Origin of the sequence: Flavobacterium procerum (genome assembly GCF_042431625.1) — a bacterium.
GTDB classification, from domain to species: domain Bacteria; phylum Bacteroidota; class Bacteroidia; order Flavobacteriales; family Flavobacteriaceae; genus Flavobacterium; species Flavobacterium procerum.
In genome coordinates, this window is sequence record NZ_JBHLYW010000003.1 from 38281 (window position 1) to 56306 (window position 18026).

The window sequence follows — 18026 nt, forward strand, 5'->3', positions numbered from 1 at the left end:
TATAAAAGAAAGTTGTATCTTTATGTGTTGCAAATTTATACAAATTACCATTAATATAGAGAATGAATTCAAACGAAATTGAAATACATAAAGAATTAAAGAAGTATTTCGGCTTTAGCCAATTTAAAGGCTTGCAAGAGCAAGTCATTACGAGTATTTTAGATGAAAAGAATACTTTCGTAATTATGCCGACCGGTGGTGGAAAGTCTCTTTGTTATCAATTACCCGCTTTAATTCAGGATGGAACAGCAATTGTTGTTTCTCCGCTAATTGCTTTGATGAAAAATCAAGTCGATGCGATTCGAAGCCTTTCTTCAGAAAATGGAATTGCACATGTGTTGAATTCCTCCCTTACAAAAACAGAAATTGCACAGGTTAAAAAAGATATTACTTCAGGCTTAACCAAACTTTTATACGTAGCTCCCGAATCTTTGACAAAAGAAGAGTATGTTTCTTTTCTACAAAGTGTGCCAATTTCATTTGTAGCTATTGATGAAGCGCATTGTATCTCAGAATGGGGCCACGATTTCAGACCTGAATACAGAAATCTAAGAAATATTATTAAGCAGTTAGGAAAAGTATCTATTATCGGACTTACTGCAACTGCAACTCCAAAGGTTCAGGAAGACATTCTCAAAAACCTTGATATGTCTGATGCAAATACTTTTAAAGCATCATTCAACAGGCCAAATTTGTATTATGAAGTGCGAACTAAAACGAAAAGCATCGAGTCTGATATTATTCGTTTTATAAAACAGCATAAAGGAAAATCAGGGATTATATACTGCCTGAGTCGTAAAAAAGTAGAATCGATTGCCGAAGTTCTTCAGGTAAACGGAATCAGTGCGGTTCCTTATCACGCAGGTTTAGATGCAAAGACGCGTGCAAAACATCAGGATATGTTTTTGATGGAAGATGTTGATGTAGTGGTGGCAACAATCGCTTTCGGAATGGGAATCGACAAACCGGATGTTCGTTTTGTAATTCACCACGACATTCCAAAATCGCTTGAAAGTTATTATCAGGAAACCGGACGTGCGGGACGTGACGGAGGAGAAGGGCATTGTTTGGCTTATTACTCTTATAAAGATGTAGAAAAGCTGGAGAAATTTATGTCCGGAAAACCAGTTGCTGAACAAGAAATCGGTTTTGCCCTTTTGCAGGAAGTTGTAGCTTACGCCGAAACCTCAATGTCGCGTAGAAAGTTTCTTCTTCATTATTTCGGAGAAGAATTCGACAGCGAAAATGGTGAAGGTGCTGATATGGATGACAACGTACGTAATCCTAAAAGCAAAATCGAAGCCAAGGATGAAGCAGTCAGATTACTGGAAATCGTGCGCGATACCAAACATATATACAAATCAAAAGAAATTGTGTTTACTTTAATTGGTCGTGTAAATGCCGTAATTAAAGCACACAGAACAGATACTCAGCCATATTTCGGATCAGGGGCAGAACATGACGAAAAGTACTGGATGGCGCTTTTAAGACAGGTTTTGGTTTCTGGTTATTTGTCGAAAGATATTGAAACCTATGGTGTTATTAAAATTACACAACAAGGATTAGATTTTATTAAAAATCCAGTATCGTTTATGATGTCTGAGGACCATGAATATACAGATGCTGATGACGAAACAATTGTAACAGGCTCTAAAGGTTCTGGTACTGCCGATGAAGTTTTGACAGGAATGTTGCGTGAGCTTCGTAAAAAAGTAGCAAAAAAACTGGGAGTACCTCCGTTTGTAGTGTTTCAGGACCCTTCTCTTGAAGATATGGCGCTTAAATATCCGATTACAATTGCCGAATTATACAATATTCATGGTGTAGGTGAAGGAAAAGCTAAAAAATATGGAAGTGAGTTTGTAGCCTTGATTAGCCGTTATGTTGAAGACAACGACATTATTCGTCCAGACGATCTTGTTGTAAGGTCTACTGGGGTTAATTCTGCTAATAAGTTATACATCATTCAAAATATCGACAGAAAATTATCATTAAATGATATCGCTTCTGCAAAAGGTTTGACCATGGATGCTCTGATTAAGGAAATGGAACAAATCGTATATTCGGGAACCAAATTAAATATAAAATACTGGATTGATGATATGCTAGACGACGATCAGCAGGAAGAAATCCATGATTATTTTATGGAATCAGAATCGGATAAAATTGAAGATGCACTAAAAGAATTCGATGGCGATTACGATATTGATGAGCTACGACTAATGCGTATTAAATTTATTAGCGAAGTTGCGAATTAAGATCAGCTATGAATTTTTTTAAATTGATTCTTGTCTTTTTAATTACAACCAAATTATTTGCTATAGCAGATAATCCCGATTATTTAATAATTGATAAAGATACTGTAAGAATTCAGTCGGATCCTTTAAAAGATTATTTTAAGAATCATCCCATTCCAGAAAATATAAGAACTAGTCTTTCTAATGCTAATTGGAGAGGTTACTTCGCTTATTTTAAATTGGTGGGCGATAAACTTGTTGTTGAAAATATTTATACAGAAGAATATAAAACGGATGAAAAAGGTAATGTGAGTTTTTTTCAGGTTTCAATTTATGAAGATATTTTTGGAAAAGAAAGCAATTTTCAGTGCGATTTTTATTCTGGGTTATTAATCTGTGTATTCGGAGACGTGGTAGATTATGGTCGTTTAGGTTATTCGTCTTTATATGAAAAATATAATTTGATCGAAATAAAAAATGGCTTAAATGTTAAATCAAAAGAATTGACTACGGAGGAGTTTAAGAAGTTCAGAAAAAACTATTTCCGATATTTTAAAGATACTGAAGAGTATAAAACCAGGTTTAATCAATTTAAAGAAATGGGATTTGGTCCTCAATATAACAACAGTATATTTTTAATAATAAATCCCGGAATAGGAAGAGAAAATAAAGCTCTAAAGAAAAAAGAAAATGAGTTTAAGATTGAGAAGCAAATTGATGCTCTTATGTTTTCTATTTCTAATGACTTTATGAAAACTATAGAAATCCCAATAAATTAATATTTATGAAAAACGTGTCTTCGCTATTTAAGATTGCCACTTTAGCGGTAATTTCAATTTTAATTTTAAGTTTTTCAATCGACAAAAAGAGCAACGATTCTAAATTGGTAGGAATCTGGAAAGGTTTTGAGAAAGATGGTCAGATTGATGGAGTCGAAAAACATTGGATACAGCAAAGATTTAAAGACGGAACTTATGTGATTATGTTTACGACTATAGAGAATTGTCAAGTTGAAACTTTTACAGAAAAAGGAAAATGGTGGACAGAAAACGGCAAATTTTATGAGGCATCTGCAAGTAGTAAAGACATTGATGTTTATAATTATGAAGTAAAAGGTGAGGAGTCTGTTGAATTTAAAAGTATTAAACTTTCAGGAAAAAATGACAACACCTATATATTTACAGATTATAATCTTGATTTGAAATAAAGAAGATCTTAAAATATAAAATTCCAAATTCCAAGCCATCTCAGCAATTGGAATTTGGAATTTTTTTATTGGAATTTACCAGAATATTGGAATTTTAACCTTCATACAATTCCCCTCGATGTGGTTTCAAGGCATCTCTCACCTGAATCATATTTTCATCAGTAACCACCATAAAAGCGGTTGCGTGCATATCATTTAGAATTGAAAAACCAGTAATATTTAATGGCAGTTTTTCTATTGCGATATATTCTTTTAAATGAATTTCGTGGTGTTCTGCTGTTTTAGCCGAAGCCGGACCGCGGAAATCCCAAATCAGTTTTATTTTTCTAGACATTATTTTATAGTTCCAAAGGTTCAAAGTGACAAAGGTACAAAGTCTTTTTTAAAGGTTGTAAGGTTCTGAGATGCTAAGATTCTAAGTTTTCTTTGGAGACAAACTGATGTGTATTCGTTTGGATGAATTTTTTTATCAATTAAGATTTTGTTATCGTTCTGATATTCTGTAGAGACGCACGGCAGTGCGTCTACGCAACGTTTATCGCAATATGTTAGAAGTACTGCAGTGAGTCTCTACGATATACTTTGTGCTGAAAATCTATCTAGATTTGTGTCAATCTGCGTGCAAATCTCACAGTAAAGATAAAATCTCATTTCAAAGTACTATTTTTGCAGAATATTTTAGGATTCTTAAAAATCGTAATAAATCATATTAAATGGAGGAAAACTCAGTTTCAGATAATTTACAATTTACGGATGGCGCAAAACGTCATTTGGGAGCCATTAGTAAATGGGTTTATGTGATGTCAATTATTGGGTTAATAGTAATAATAGGTGCGATTATTATGTGTATTTATGATTATATTTTTTTGTCAAATTTCGGTGATGTGCCTTCAGGAGGAGGAGTCGGGTATTTGATTATGTGGGCGATGACCTATTTTATTATTCTTGTGACTATATTTTGTTTTTTACCGACTTATTTTTTATTTAAATTTTCGACGAATCTTAAAATAGCTCTTGAATATGATGATTCAGATTCATTAGAAACATCTTTTAAATATTTAAAATTTCATTACATCTCGATAGTAGTTATGCCATTATTATGCTATATAGCATATTTGTTAATGGTTATGGTTAGATTCTTTTAATAATATTATCATTTATAAAATGCCAAAAGAGCTTTTACTTCAAGTTACACCAGAAACCGCTGCAAACGAATCATTGCTGAAAGACCATTTATCTAAACAGATAAAAGTTTCTTCTCAGGAAATTCAGCATGTTTCTATTTTAAAACGCTCTATTGATGCACGTCAAAAAGCGATTAAAATCAATTTGAAAGTGCTTATTTTTCTAAAAGGCGAACCTTTTCAGGAAACCAAACTTGAACTTCCTAATTATAAAGATGTTTCTTCTGCCCAAGAAGTTATTGTAGTGGGTGCAGGTCCGGCCGGACTTTTTGCGGCTTTGCAGTTAATCGAATTAGGCTTGAAACCAATTGTGCTTGAACGCGGAAAAGACGTTCGTGGCCGACGTCGTGACTTAAAATCTATCAATCGCGAGCATATCGTAAACGAAGATTCGAATTATTGTTTTGGTGAAGGAGGAGCAGGAACCTATTCTGACGGTAAATTGTACACACGTTCTAAAAAACGCGGTGACGTTACCCGAATTTTAGAGCTTCTAGTAGCTTTTGGTGCTTCTGAAGATATTTTGGTCGAAGCGCATCCGCACATCGGAACAAATAAATTGCCAAAAATTATCGAAGATATCCGCGAGAAAATTAGAGAATTTGGCGGACAGGTTTTGTTTGAAACCCGAGTAGATGATATTTTGATAAAGAATAATGAAGTTGAAGGTATCGTAACACAGAACGGAGATAAAATTCATGCCAATAAACTGATTTTGGCAACAGGACATTCGGCTCGTGATATTTTTGAATTATTAGATAAAAGAAAAATTTTAATTGAAGCAAAACCTTTTGCTTTGGGAGTTCGTGCAGAACATTCACAAGAATTGATTGACAGTATTCAATACAGTTGTGATTATCGTGGAGAACATCTGCCTCCAGCACCGTATTCAATTGTAAAACAAGTCAACGGACGCGGAATGTATTCGTTCTGTATGTGTCCGGGCGGTGTAATTGCGCCATGTGCTACAAGCCCGGGTGAAGTGGTTACAAACGGCTGGTCGCCATCTAAACGTGATCAATCTACAGCAAATTCTGGAATTGTAGTTGAGTTAAAATTGGAAGATTTTAAGCCTTTCGCAAAATTCGGTGCTTTGGCCGGAATGGAATTTCAAAAAAGTATCGAACAAAAAGCATGGCATTTGGCTGGACAAACTCAAAAAGTTCCAGCACAGCGAATGATAGATTTTACCCAAAGTAAAGTTTCGGCAGATATTCCAAAAACATCCTATGTTCCAGGAACAACTTCGGTAGAATTGGGACAGGTTTTTCCAGGATTTTTAACTCAGATTATGCGTCAAGGTTTTCAGGATTTCGGAAAATCAATGCGTGGTTATTTAACCAATGAAGCGATTTTGCATGCGCCAGAAAGCAGAACTTCTTCTCCAGTAAGAATTCCGAGAGACCCATTGACTTTAGAACATTTGCAAATCAAAGGATTGTATCCTTGCGGAGAAGGTGCAGGTTATGCTGGAGGAATCATTTCTGCAGCAATTGATGGTGAAAAATGTGCGTTGATGATTGCTGAGTCCTTGAAATAGTTGATCTCAGGTTTTTTCATGTAGTAAAAAGATTGTTATCTTAGTGGTTTGATTCTAATAGAAATTACCCAAAGATGACTATAAACGCCATTGAAACGAAACACGGATTCGAATTCCCAATTTTATACAAACAATTAGATGCTGATGGTATGCTGAATATTGGAGAATATGGTCCAAATTGGTATGCTGAAGTTTATCCAACTTTAAAAGATAATCCTCCCTTGCTTTTGCATTCTTACGATTTTGAACTGCTGAATCTAAAATCAGTCAATGAAGAAATTGCAGATATTTCTGATCCGGATGATTACAGACAAATTAATCCAGAATTTAAATTTATTCCCTTTGCGCAAAGTGGAGCAGGAGATCATTATTGTTTCTTTCTAAATGAAGAACAAAATGGCGATATTCCTGTTGTGTATATTTGGCATGATTCAAACGAAGCAAATTATCTAGCAAAAAATCTTCAGGATTTTATTTTTAGAATGATTCTGACGGATATGGCTAATCAGGATCTTTATAATGAAGTGAGCGATGAAGAATTTAGAAGCAATATCGAATCGGTTTTTAAAACACACAAAAAATATTTAACGGAACAGCAAAATCAGATTTTGGAGCAGATTCTGAAAAGGGACATCATCGATTACGAAGTTGTTTTTGCAAAAAGAAAAGAACCGGCCAGAGGTTTGCTGACTGATATTGAATTCAAACAATTGCTTTTGGATATTATTCCTTTTGAAAAAATGGACCAGAGTTTTGAATATTCAAATCAGGAATAAAATTTTCATACTAACGTCATAATACAACCAAAATGAGTTTCTTTTCCAATTTATTCGGACGCAATAACGATCCAAAATCAATAATTTCTTTCGATGTTATTGAACCTATTTACTCGTACTTATATAATCAGCAGTCGGATGTTGAATTTAAGGTAAAAGGAATTCAAGAAAATGTAAATGTAAATTTGTTTTTCTTTCCGGGTTCTTTCGATCATGAAGAAGGATATGCAGAAATTAAAAAGGCAGGTTTTAATAATTCGTATGAAGTTTTAAATGAGCTTTATAAAAAAATGAACATTAGTACTCTTTCTGAAGAAATTATTCAGGAAGGTTTAGAATATGATTTTATACATATTCAGTTTTATTCGGAACCAACTGCAGATGAAAAAAAGTTCTTTAAACGCTCTATAAAAAACTTCATTATCTTTTTTTGCTGTACTAATAGTTTAGAAATAAACGATTTTAAATTGTTGTATTCTGGAAGGCATTTTTTTGATTATACGCAAGGATTATTGGAAAGTGAAGTTATCGATGTCGGCAATCCCAAAAATGAAAGTCAAGAAATAGGGCTTCGTGATTTTAAAGTGGTTTTGCAGGGAATCTGCCAATATTTAAATATCGAAATTCCTGAAACGGTTGAGCTTCTTTCAAATGAAAATTTAATTGAATTTGAAGAAGTTACCACTAAAACTTTCGAAGAATTTATAAACTTGGTTTCGAGAGGTGATATCGACAAAAAAGAGATCAAAGAACAAGCCACTGTTCTGTTTGAAAATTATAAGAAGCCAGAAGAAGATTATTACGATGCGATAGAAGGGCATTTTGAGTTTTTTGAAGGTATCGATGCGTGGAACAGCGACTGGAAATTTGATCCTGAAGATGCAGAATATTTTATTTCTGAAATGATTGGTGAGGATTTGAATTTTGAATACCCAGAAGACACGTACAGCCATGATCTGTTTCCCTACATTCAATCTGCTTTAGAGAAACGTGGTTTCGAATTGATGAGTTACAATACAAACGGAGATAATTACCTGTTTTTTGTTGCTAATAAAAATGATGTCGGAAGGATTTTAGAATTGTCTGAATTGACAAAAATTGAGATTGACCAGCTTTAGCAAATAGCCACGACCCGAGCGATAGCGAACTGGCGAAGCAATTCACGAATTTATTTAAAAACTTTGCGCATAGATTTTAAAAGTAAAATTCGTGAATTCGTGGCGAAAAAAAGTTTACGGTATCAAAATTATTTTCCCAGTGCTTTTTCGGCTTTCCAGATAATCATGAGCCAGTTTTCCTTCTGATAATTTAAAAGAAGTTGGCTCTGAAAGTTTGATTTTTCCGTCAGCAATCCAAGTAAATAATTGAGAAGCTCTTTTGATTCTTTCTTCTTTAGAATTTAAATAGCTCCATAAATCGCCGCCAGTTAAAGTTTTGGAGCCATCCATTAACATTCTTGGATTGATTGGTGCAGGATCTCCGCCCGCCATTCCAAAAAAGACTACTTGCCCGCATTCTTTGGTCGCTTCAAAGCTTTCCATGAGTGTGCTTCCAATGCTGTCATAGACTACATCAACACCTTTTGGAGCAATTCCAAAAACTTGAGATTTCCAATCGTCATTATAAAGAAAAACATGATCGGCGCCCTGTTCAAATCCAATTTTTGCTTTTTCGGCAGATGAGGTCAATCCAATAACTGTTGCGCCAAATAGTTTGCTGATTTGGGTTAGGATTTGCCCAACGCCGCCAGCAACAGCATGAATTAAAACTGTTTCGCCTTTTGCTGTTTTATGACTGTCGGTTGCTAAATAATGAGCGGTTAGACCTTGAAGCAAAACTGATGCTGCGGTTTCAAACGAAATGTTTTCAGGCAATGGCAGAACGTGATTTACATTAACAGCAACCAATTCAGCATTCGCAAAAGGAACATCGGCAAAAGCTACACGGTCACCAATTTTATATTCAGGATGATTATTTGCATCAACTACAATTCCGGAACCTTCATAACCCGCAATAAAAGGCGGATTTCCTTTTAAGTGGTAATTTCCCTTTCGGCGGTAAACATCTGCAAAATTTAATCCGATGGCTTTCATTTCGACTAGAATCTCGTCGTTTTTCAATTGCGGATTTGGAATCTCTATATATTCTAAAACAGCTGAATCTCCAAAAGTAGAGAAGGTAAGTGCTTTCATTTTTTAATTCGTTTAAGAATACAAAGTACGGGAAAATTCGCTCTTAGATTGAAAAGTTTTTTAGCCACAGATTAAAAGGATTTTCACTGATTACTATTTACTATTTGAAAAAAAATCCTCTTAACCCTTTTAATCTGTGGCTAAAAATAAATTATATTTTAGGAAACTTCATCTCGTTAAAAGTGCTTTTTTGTTTTGCTAAAGCTTCTACATCTTGCCATTTTCTTGGAGATTCTGCAGAAAGGTTTTCGTATGAATTTTTAGTGATTAAAATATCATCTTCAATACGAACGCCGATATTCCACCATTTTTTATCGCAGTTGCTGTTTGCCGGAATATAAATTCCAGGTTCAACGGTAAAAATCATGTTTTCTTTTAGAGTTCCTGCATAATTTCCTTTGTCATGTACATCTAAGCCCAGAAAATGCGAACAGCTGTGCGGGTAATAAATTCTAACGTCTTTAGCGTCTTTTATAATTCCAAGTTTGATTAATCCAGCCGTAATAACTTCTCTCGCTCTTTTGTTCAAATCCTGAAAAGGTGTGCCAATTTTGCAAATCTTGAAAACCTCTTCCTGAGCTTCATACACAAGCTGATAGATTGCTTTTTGTTCTTCAGTAAATTTTCCATTCGCAGGAACTGTTCTGGTTACATCGGCAGAATAACCGTGATATTCAGACCCAACATCCATTAACAACAACTGATTATCCATTTTGGTTGCATTATTTTCTCCGTAGTGTAAAATACAGCCATTCGCTCCAGCGCCAACAATCGGTGGATAACCTTCGTCTTCTGCACCATAATGCCTGTGAATATATCTATGGATTCCGTCTGCTTCATTTTCGCTCATGTCTGGACCAACGGCTTTCATTACTTCGTTGTGTGCAATGCAGGAAAGTTTAACCGATTTACGCATTAAGTCTACTTCTTCAGGAGTTTTTATTTCTCTTAAAGAATTAGTGATATTGTCGAAAAGAGTTACTGAAGCTTCATTTTCAGCTGTAATTGACGCTTTAGATTTAAAAGATTCAATTAAACCGAAAAGATCAAAGCCTGATTTATTCTTTCCAAGATCTGTTGGAATTTTATCGTAGATGATTTTGTCAAATTTTTTGAAGTCAATGACAAAGGAATTAAAATCTTTTCCGTTATAAACAGTTGTCAAACCTAGTTTCGATTTGACTCCCTCAACACCTAAACGTCTTCCTGTCCAAGTTTCCTGAGCAGCATTTCTTTCTCTGACAAAAAGAACTTCGTTGTATTTTTCGGTTCCTTGTGGTTCTTTAAAAAGCAACAAAACGGCATCTGGTTCTTTGTAGCCTGTTAAATAATACAGATCAGGATTTGCGTGATACGTATAATTAATGTCTTTAGAAAACACTCTTTCAGGATACGAAAAAACTACCGCAACCGAATTGGCTGGCATTAAACTTCTAAAAGCATCTCGACGGCCTTTGTGAAATTCTTTTGAAAGGAAATCTGTTGGAAGGTTTTCTTGCGAATGAATTCCAGAAAAACTAATAATAAAGACAAACAATAATAGAAATTGCTTCATTTTTTTGATGTTTGGTTGATGATTTTGGTTTTTTGATTACCGCAAATTACAAAAAAAAGAGAACGATATTTTAGAATTTAAATATTTGTCTAGTAGTGTTTTGGATAAATTGACATAACTTAGAGATTAAAAAATAGGTCTGTTGCGGAATTGATTTTTTAATAAATTGACAACTGGGCATGAATATTGAGAAACGGAATGTCTATAGACAAATTTTAATTTTAAAAATACATTTTTATGAAAAAATACACACTTGCAGTCGTTTCAGTTTTGACTTTGTTTTTTGCTTCATGCAATGCATCAAAAGACACTTCAAACGAAGGAAATCTATTTGATACAACTTGGGAATTAGAATATATTTCTGGACCAAGAATTGCTTTTGAAGGATTGTATCCGAATAAAAAGCCACAGCTTACTTTTAACCAAAAAGAAACTAGAGTTTATGGCAATAATGGATGTAATGGTTATAGTGCCCCATACACTCTAAAAGGAAATTCCCTGACTTTTGGAGAAGCAGGACCAGCAACGATGATGTTTTGTGAAGGTGGAGGAGAACAAGAGTTTTTGAAACAAATAAAACAAGTTTCAACTTATGCTATTGACAAAGACGGAAAGCTGAATTTGATTAATGGGGATGTTCCAGTAATGCGATTCAAAAAAGTAGCGAAAAAATAAATTTGGTTGATTCAACTTTGAGAAAGTTTGGTCACAGCAAAAAGGGAAATGAAGCCAATTTCATTTCCCTTTTTTATGTTTAATGTTTTTTAAGTTTATCCTTAAAGACCTTTTCAAACTTTTCTAGTTTCGGCTGGATCACCATTTTGCAATACGGCTGATTTTTATTGTTCGCATAATAATTCTGATGATAATCTTCTGCTTTGTAAAAAGCTTTTAGAGGTTCTACTTTGGTCACAATCGGATTTTTATAGACTTTGGCTTTATTCAAATCAGCAATAATGCTTTCGGCAGCTTTTTTCTGTTCAGCATTTTTGTAGAAAATCACAGAACGATATTGCGTTCCCACATCAGCGCCTTGTCGATTTAAAGTTGTTGGATCGTGAACAGTAAAAAAGACTTTGAAAATTTCATTAATATCGGTTACTGTTTTGTCATACGTAATTTGAACAACTTCTGCATGTCCTGTTTCTCCAGTGGAGACTTCTTCGTAAGTAGGATTGGCAACATTTCCACCAGAAAATCCAGAAACAACAGATTTTACGCCGTCCAGATTTTCATAAACCGCTTCAACGCACCAGTAACATCCGCCACCGAGCGTAATGGTTTCTAGATTAGAAGCTTTTTTGTTTTGGGCAATTCCCTTTAGCGAAAGCGCCAGAAAACAGATTAAAAGTATATTTTTCATAATAGATTATTTAGAATCAGGAATAAAGTCAAGAGCAATTGAATTCATGCAATATCTTTTTCCAGTTGGTTCAGGACCATCGTCAAATATATGGCCCAAATGTCCGCCACAACGCCCGCAGAGCGTTTCGGTTCGTTCCATTCCAAGTGAATTGTCGTTTTTAAAAACAATGCTTTTTTTGTTGTCTTGTTCAAAAAAGCTTGGCCATCCGCAGCTGCTCGAGAATTTTGCAGTAGATCTAAAAAGTTTATTGCCACAAGAAGCGCAATAGTAAGTTCCTTTTTCATTCGCATTCCAATACTTTCCAGTAAAAGGTCTTTCTGTATCAGCTTCGCGCATAACTGCGTAAACATCTTCCGGTAGAACTTTTTTCCATTCGGCGTTACTTACGTTTAGTTTCGTAGTGTCTGTATTAGAATAATAAGGATTGTTTGGTTTATTGATTACGTTTTCCTTAGAAGTTGGTTTTGTGTGTTTATTATTGTTTTGTCCGCAGGCTTGCAAAATGAAAAGCGGGAGTAAAAAACAAAGGCTGAGAAGTTGGGTTTTAGATTTCATAACTAGAATAATGAAGCTTTTGATGTTCAGTCGGTATTCTTTAGATTTTAAATTTGTTATTCAAAGATACGCTGCGATTTATCACGAAATACTGACTTTAAAATAATTGAGTTTTTTTTAAGTGTGTTTTAACTTTTTATTAGTTACGTAAAATAAGAGTTTGTGGTTTTTATGTCTTAATTTTAACAGCTTTTATTTTTTACGTGAATTTAGTTTGTTGGAAATCAGTAAAGTAAAAATTAAAGTGGCGAGTTGTGTTTTTGACAATCCTGTGAAGTCTTTTATGCCATTTCTTTTTTCGTATTTTTGTTTGATTAATAGGCCTTATGACAGAAGAAAACGTAATATTAGTTAACCAAAATGACGAGCAGATTGGTTTAATGCCAAAGTTGGAAGCGCATGAAAAAGCACTTTTGCACCGTGCATTTTCGGTTTTTGTTTTAAATGAACAAAATGAAATCATGCTGCAGCAACGTGCACATCAGAAATATCATTCTCCTTTGCTGTGGACAAATACGTGTTGCAGTCATCAGCGTGAAGGCGAAACCAATATCGAAGCGGGAAGCAGAAGATTGTTTGAAGAAATGGGATTTAAAACAGATTTGAAAGAGCTGTTTCATTTTATTTATAAAGCGCCTTTTGATAACGGATTGACAGAACACGAATTGGATCATGTAATGATTGGATATTATAATGAAGATCCAAATATCAATACCGAAGAAGTCGAAGATTGGAAATGGATGAAAATCGAAGATGTAAAAGCAGATATAGAAAAACAGCCCGAAATATATACGGTTTGGTTTAAAATAATTTTTGATGAATTTTATCATTATTTGGAAGATCATAAACTTTAACCCAAACGAACCAAAAAACCTAAATGAGAGTAACCATATCAAGAAAAGCGCATTTTAATGCTGCACATCGATTGCATCGAAAAGATTGGTCATTTGAAAAAAACGATGCTGTTTTTGGAAAATGCAACAATCCTAATTTTCATGGTCATAACTACGGTCTAACAGTAAGTGTTACAGGAAAGATTGACCCAGAAACTGGTTTTGTTTTAGATGTGAAAGTATTAGCGGATATTATACGCGAAGAAGTGGAAATTCCGTTTGATCATAAAAATCTAAATCTGGATGTTCCAGAATTTCAGGATTTGAATCCAACCGCAGAAAACATTGCTGTTGTGATATGGAATAAAATTAGAAAAAGAATTCAGCCCGAGTTCGATTTAGAAGTCGTTTTAAACGAAACAGACCGCAATTTTGTAACTTATAAAGGAGAATAGTAAAATGTCATTAAAAATAGGAGATATAGTTCCGAATTTTGCCGCCAAAGACAGTCATGGAGAATTGTTTGAAAGCCAAAGTGTTTTAGGAAGAAAACCTTTGGTGGTTTATTTTTATCCGAAAGATAATACGCCAGGATGCACCACAGAAGCTTGCGGTTTTAGAGATCAATATGAAGATTTTAAAGATCTTGGAGCTGAGGTAATCGGCATTAGTAGTGATAGTGTAAAATCGCATCATAAATTTGCCAACAAACACAAACTTCCTTTTATATTATTATCAGATCCTGACAAAAAACTAAGAAAACTTTTTGGTGTCCGAAACAATTTGTTCGGACTTCTGCCAGGCCGTGTTACGTATATTATTGATAAAAACGGTTTAGTCATTTCGATATTTGACAGTGTTAATGCCGCAAAACATATTCCGAAAGCGCTGGAAACAGTAAGAGAATTGGTTTTGTAAACTAGAAACAAAACAAACAGAATTAACAAAAATTATAAGCCCAAGAAAAATGAGTCAGAATTTATACCCATTGCAATTTGAACCGATTTTAAAAGAAAGAATCTGGGGAGGAGAAAAATTAAAAACAGAATTAAACAAGCCGATTACTTCTAAAATCACTGGAGAAAGCTGGGAGTTGTCTACGGTTGAAGGAGATGTGAGCGTAGTTGCAAATGGAGATTTGAAAGGGAAATCTTTGATGGAGCTTATTGACGAGAACCCGAATGGGATTTTGGGTACAAAAGTTTACGAGCGTTTCGGAAAACAATTTCCGTTGCTTTTTAAATATCTTGATGCTAGAGAAGATCTTTCGATTCAAGTTCACCCAAATGATAAACTAGCTAAAGAACGTCACAATTCATTTGGAAAAACCGAAATGTGGTACGTCATGCAAGCCGACGCAGATGCAAGAATTATTGTTGGTTTTAAAGAAGATTCAAGCAAAGAAGAGTATTTAAAACATTTAAATGATAATACTTTAGTAACGATCTTAGATGACGTAAAAGCAAAATCTGGCGATGTTTTCTTCTTAGAAACAGGAACGGTTCACGCAATCGGAGCTGGTTTGGTTGTTGCCGAAATTCAGCAAACATCTGACATTACTTATAGATTATACGATTTTGACCGCACTGATGCGCAGGGAAACAAAAGAGAACTTCACGTAGATTTGGCTCTAGATGCAATCAATTATAATAAAGTTGATACACAAAAGAAATACGATTCTAAAACAAATGTTTCGAATACAGTTGTTGATTGTCCTTATTTTACAACAAATTTCGTCCCTTTAGAAGATAAAATCGAAGTGTCTAAAACTGGAGAGACTTTTACAGTTTATATGTGTATAGAAGGAAGTTTTGATGTTGAATACAGCGGATTTAAACAGACTTATCAAAAAGGAGATACCGTTTTGGTTCCGGCTGCGATAAATGCATTTAATTTGAGCGGAAAAGCTTCAATTTTAGAAATTTACATTTCTTAACATATATTCTAAAGATTATATGTACTTTTGCAGACGCAAATTAAAATTATAATAAAAATGGCAAACGTTAAGAATTTAAAGAAAGACATCAACTTTGTATTGGGTGATATTATTGAGGCAGTTTACTTGTTCGAGATGTCAACAACAGGAAATCCAACTCCAGAAACGAATGCTTTGGTTGATGAAGCTATTGCTGCATTTGATACTTTGATCACAAAAGTGAACGCAAAGAACGTTGAAAACAAAAAAGCACACTTCAAACAAATAAATGCAGAATTGGAAGAAACTGCTAATCAATTGATTGAAAAAATAAACGCTTTGTAAGCAAAAAAAGTATAAAAAAAGTGCAAATTTATTTTGGGAAATTGAAAAACCGCTTTATATTTGCACCCGTAATGAGGCCGATGTAGCTCAGCTGGCTAGAGCAGCTGATTTGTAATCAGCAGGTCGTGGGTTCGAGTCCCTCTATCGGCTCAACGGAAACCATTCACGAAAGTGAATGGTTTTTTTGCTTAAAATGAGGGGCAGCTTCATTTAAAAAGGAATGTTCTTCAAAAAAACGCCGATGTAGCTCAGCTGGCTAGAGCAGCTGATTTGTAATCAGCAGGTCGTGGGTTCGAGTCCCTCTATCGGCTCAAAATAAAAACCATTCACAAATCGTGAATGGTTTTTTTGTTTTAGAAAATCTCTGAAAAATTTCAAAAAAAGAAAATTCCAAATTCCAAGTCATTTAAGTCGATTGGAATTTGGAATTTAAATATTGTGATTTCTATTAAGAATTATTCGTTTGCTGTCGTTGCAGGAGCTGTTTCTGCTTTCTGCTGTTCTTTTTTAATGTCAGCTACATATTTGGTTAGCTTTTTACCGTAAAGCGATTTTGCGACCTTTGGACTCATTGATTTCTGAATTGTATCTAAGAACTTCACATTGATGTCATAAATCTGTGACATGGCAATATAAGGCGCGATTTCGTAATCTTTGTTTGTAAGCGCAAAATTTGTTGCATAAAGATATTTTCTCTTGATGTTTGATTCTTGCTTAACATTAAGGCTGTCTAGTGCTTTTTGATCCTGTCTTTTTATTGCTTTAAAGCGAGGTTCAACCATAGAAAGGTTTTCATCAATAAAACGAGAGTTTATCTTTTCATACTGTTCGTATAATTCCTGATTCTTAGAACCAGTAATTTTTGCGCTAGAAATAAAATTGTCTAAATCTGTGTTGATGGTCATATTTCCTGGCTCAGCAAAAAATAAAATATTGTTGTCTAGTGAATTTGTCACACCGCGATCTAAAAACAAATAAAGCATTTCTGGAGATTCTAATTTTATAGTGCTTTCAAAAGCAGAATTTCCGTCGATTTTGATGCTGTCGATAGCTACAAGATTTGTATCAACAATTCTTTGGATATACAAGGTTCCTTTTTTTAAGCCTTTAATATTTCCTGTGATATGTACCGTATCTGTTGATTCTTTTTTGCTGCAAGATGCTGCGATGATTAAGGCAGCAAAAGCAATAATAGTTTTTTTCATTGGTTTTTAGATTTTGGTGCAAAATAAAGAAAATAGTTTAAATGTAAAGAGGGGACAGTTTTATTTTTATAAAAAAATAAATCCCGATCTATTTCTAAATCGGGATTGTTTTGTTTTTGAAAAACGGAATAGTTATTACATTGACATAGTGTAGGTTGTCCCGTTTTCATGTGTATAAGTATATTTATTGTCGCAGGTATTGTTTCCATAATCAACAACACCGTTTAAAGATGCGTTTTGGATTTTTACTTTCCCTTGAGAAATATACTCGCACGAATACTTTTTAATTAATGTTTCCTGTACTGTAAGTGTTAAAGTGCCTCCTGTTCCCGATGTTACAGTATGGTTTCCTTCTGTCATTTCATAAACATTGTCTTCTAGTACATATGGAGTGTCAACACCTGCGGTTTGTTTTACTGTGTAAATGCCAGAATTTGTAAATGTGCGGCCAAGTATATCGGTAAGTTTGCCGTTTGTTACCTTTCTTGTCCATTGCGGTATTGTTGCTGTTGCAGTCGTGTTGGTGTATTCGATAGTTCCTTCAAGAAGAAAGCTGTTTAGAGAGTAATTAATTCGCTCTATAGTCATTTTGCTTCCTGTTGTAATTACTGGACCTGTAAGTGTAATTTTAAGTTTCCCTTTTCTGGTAATGTTGTTTAATGTACAGCCTACAGTTCCGTAATCTACTGTGTAAACTTTTGGGTATTCGCTTCCGTTTGGACTTTCTACAGTAATATTGGCACAGTTTGTTGCTGGGCTCTCAGCTGGATTTGTATTGGTTATGGTTAATGCATTTTTGATGTCCAGATTGTCTAAGGCATCAATTACTGCAGAAGCGCTTACAGATGTGGTGTCAAATTGATTGGTGATTTCATCACTATTTGAGCATGAAACATACAGAAATGCTGATACGCAAACTGCTGAAAGTAAAATTGCGGTCTTTTTCATTTGGTTTTTGTTTTTAGATGAGATTGATAAGGCAACCAAATGTAATGAAAAAAATCAGTCGTAAAAAAAACCATAATGCTATTTCTGCGGATTTTCGAAATTTAAGTATTTAGAAATCAGTTCTGAAAAACAGAAAATTCTAGAGTATGGCGGGATTTGAAGAGAGAT

The 18026-nt window shown here is 34.4% G+C and carries 20 protein-coding genes and 2 tRNA genes; 15 read left to right on the forward strand and 7 right to left on the reverse strand.

The window, feature by feature from the left end; genetic code table 11:
- Window positions 1-62 precede the first annotated feature (62 nt).
- From recQ to ACFFLS_RS02320, 3 genes are read left to right on the forward strand one after another with little or no spacing between them, the layout of a single operon-like run.
- Entirely contained in the window at window positions 63-2258 is a 2196-nt protein-coding gene (gene recQ / locus ACFFLS_RS02310; RefSeq protein ID WP_379683443.1) for a DNA helicase RecQ, read from the forward strand.
- A gap of 8 nt (window positions 2259-2266) precedes the next feature.
- Complete coding sequence (locus ACFFLS_RS02315; protein ID WP_379683442.1) at window positions 2267-3016, forward strand: hypothetical protein; 750 nt, start codon at window positions 2267-2269, stop codon at window positions 3014-3016.
- Window positions 3017-3021: 5 nt separating this feature from the next.
- The gene (locus ACFFLS_RS02320; RefSeq protein WP_379683441.1) at window positions 3022-3444 is read left to right on the forward strand and encodes a hypothetical protein; all 423 of its coding nucleotides are present in this window, start codon (window positions 3022-3024) and stop codon (window positions 3442-3444) included.
- A 94-nt stretch (window positions 3445-3538) separates the two neighbouring features.
- Here ACFFLS_RS02320 and ACFFLS_RS02325 read toward each other — a convergent pair whose 3' ends face one another.
- The gene (locus ACFFLS_RS02325; protein WP_379683440.1) at window positions 3539-3778 is read right to left on the reverse strand and encodes a hypothetical protein; all 240 of its coding nucleotides are present in this window, start codon (window positions 3776-3778) and stop codon (window positions 3539-3541) included.
- 379 nt (window positions 3779-4157) lie between these two features.
- Here ACFFLS_RS02325 and ACFFLS_RS02330 point away from each other — a divergent pair, with 379 nt between their 5' ends.
- The 4 genes from ACFFLS_RS02330 (at window position 4158) to ACFFLS_RS02345 (ending at window position 8062) form a co-directional block, all read left to right on the forward strand.
- On the forward strand, window positions 4158-4589 hold the full coding sequence (locus ACFFLS_RS02330; protein WP_379683439.1) for a hypothetical protein: 432 nt from the start codon (window positions 4158-4160) through the stop codon (window positions 4587-4589).
- Between the two features lie 19 nt (window positions 4590-4608).
- Window positions 4609-6168 (forward strand): NAD(P)/FAD-dependent oxidoreductase, encoded by a 1560-nt coding sequence (locus tag ACFFLS_RS02335; protein WP_379683438.1) that lies wholly within the window; start codon window positions 4609-4611, stop codon window positions 6166-6168.
- 74 nt (window positions 6169-6242) lie between these two features.
- A complete protein-coding gene (locus ACFFLS_RS02340; protein WP_379683437.1) occupies window positions 6243-6944 on the forward strand; it encodes an SMI1/KNR4 family protein in 702 nt (233 codons plus the stop codon).
- Window positions 6945-6976: 32 nt separating this feature from the next.
- On the forward strand, window positions 6977-8062 hold the full coding sequence (locus tag ACFFLS_RS02345; RefSeq protein WP_379683436.1) for a DUF6630 family protein: 1086 nt from the start codon (window positions 6977-6979) through the stop codon (window positions 8060-8062).
- A gap of 114 nt (window positions 8063-8176) precedes the next feature.
- Here the strand turns inward: ACFFLS_RS02345 and ACFFLS_RS02350 are convergent, their stop codons facing one another.
- Together ACFFLS_RS02350 and ACFFLS_RS02355 are read right to left on the reverse strand one after the other, a co-directional pair.
- Entirely contained in the window at window positions 8177-9136 is a 960-nt protein-coding gene (locus ACFFLS_RS02350; protein WP_379683435.1) for a quinone oxidoreductase family protein, read from the reverse strand.
- Window positions 9137-9287: 151 nt separating this feature from the next.
- A complete protein-coding gene (locus ACFFLS_RS02355) occupies window positions 9288-10691 on the reverse strand; it encodes an aminopeptidase P N-terminal domain-containing protein (RefSeq protein ID WP_379683434.1) in 1404 nt (467 codons plus the stop codon).
- A 237-nt stretch (window positions 10692-10928) separates the two neighbouring features.
- Between ACFFLS_RS02355 and ACFFLS_RS02360 the strand changes: the two genes are divergently transcribed.
- The gene (locus ACFFLS_RS02360) at window positions 10929-11366 is read left to right on the forward strand and encodes an META domain-containing protein (protein WP_379683433.1); all 438 of its coding nucleotides are present in this window, start codon (window positions 10929-10931) and stop codon (window positions 11364-11366) included.
- Window positions 11367-11445: 79 nt separating this feature from the next.
- On the opposite strand, the gene msrA is transcribed toward ACFFLS_RS02360, so the two are convergent.
- Both msrA and msrB read right to left on the reverse strand, forming a co-directional pair.
- Window positions 11446-12054 carry a peptide-methionine (S)-S-oxide reductase MsrA gene (gene msrA / locus ACFFLS_RS02365; protein ID WP_379683432.1) on the reverse strand — a complete coding sequence of 203 codons (609 nt, stop codon included), beginning with the start codon at window positions 12052-12054 and terminating at the stop codon, window positions 11446-11448.
- 6 nt (window positions 12055-12060) lie between these two features.
- Entirely contained in the window at window positions 12061-12612 is a 552-nt protein-coding gene (gene msrB / locus ACFFLS_RS02370; RefSeq protein WP_379683431.1) for a peptide-methionine (R)-S-oxide reductase MsrB, read from the reverse strand.
- 326 nt (window positions 12613-12938) lie between these two features.
- On the opposite strand from msrB, the gene idi reads away from it, so the two are divergent.
- The 7 genes from idi to ACFFLS_RS02405 all read left to right on the forward strand — a co-directional run bounded on the left by idi (window position 12939) and on the right by ACFFLS_RS02405 (window position 16016).
- Window positions 12939-13466 carry an isopentenyl-diphosphate Delta-isomerase gene (idi, locus tag ACFFLS_RS02375; protein ID WP_091496463.1) on the forward strand — a complete coding sequence of 176 codons (528 nt, stop codon included), beginning with the start codon at window positions 12939-12941 and terminating at the stop codon, window positions 13464-13466.
- Between the two features lie 23 nt (window positions 13467-13489).
- On the forward strand, window positions 13490-13900 hold the full coding sequence (locus tag ACFFLS_RS02380) for a 6-carboxytetrahydropterin synthase (RefSeq protein WP_379683430.1): 411 nt from the start codon (window positions 13490-13492) through the stop codon (window positions 13898-13900).
- Window positions 13901-13904: 4 nt separating this feature from the next.
- Window positions 13905-14363 (forward strand): peroxiredoxin, encoded by a 459-nt coding sequence (locus ACFFLS_RS02385; RefSeq protein ID WP_379683429.1) that lies wholly within the window; start codon window positions 13905-13907, stop codon window positions 14361-14363.
- 49 nt (window positions 14364-14412) lie between these two features.
- Window positions 14413-15381: a type I phosphomannose isomerase catalytic subunit gene (locus ACFFLS_RS02390; protein WP_379683428.1), complete on the forward strand. Its 969-nt coding sequence runs from the start codon at window positions 14413-14415 to the stop codon at window positions 15379-15381.
- A gap of 57 nt (window positions 15382-15438) precedes the next feature.
- A complete protein-coding gene (locus tag ACFFLS_RS02395) occupies window positions 15439-15705 on the forward strand; it encodes a hypothetical protein (protein ID WP_135222905.1) in 267 nt (88 codons plus the stop codon).
- Window positions 15706-15781: 76 nt separating this feature from the next.
- Window positions 15782-15855: transfer RNA gene (locus tag ACFFLS_RS02400), tRNA-Thr, on the forward strand.
- An 87-nt stretch (window positions 15856-15942) separates the two neighbouring features.
- Window positions 15943-16016: transfer RNA gene (locus ACFFLS_RS02405), tRNA-Thr, on the forward strand.
- Window positions 16017-16160: 144 nt separating this feature from the next.
- Here the strand turns inward: ACFFLS_RS02405 and ACFFLS_RS02410 are convergent.
- On the reverse strand, window positions 16161-16910 hold the full coding sequence (locus ACFFLS_RS02410; protein WP_379683427.1) for a DUF4369 domain-containing protein: 750 nt from the start codon (window positions 16908-16910) through the stop codon (window positions 16161-16163).
- A gap of 135 nt (window positions 16911-17045) precedes the next feature.
- Window positions 17046-17858 carry a hypothetical protein gene (locus ACFFLS_RS02415; protein ID WP_379683426.1) on the reverse strand — a complete coding sequence of 271 codons (813 nt, stop codon included), beginning with the start codon at window positions 17856-17858 and terminating at the stop codon, window positions 17046-17048.
- Window positions 17859-18026: the final 168 nt, after the last annotated feature.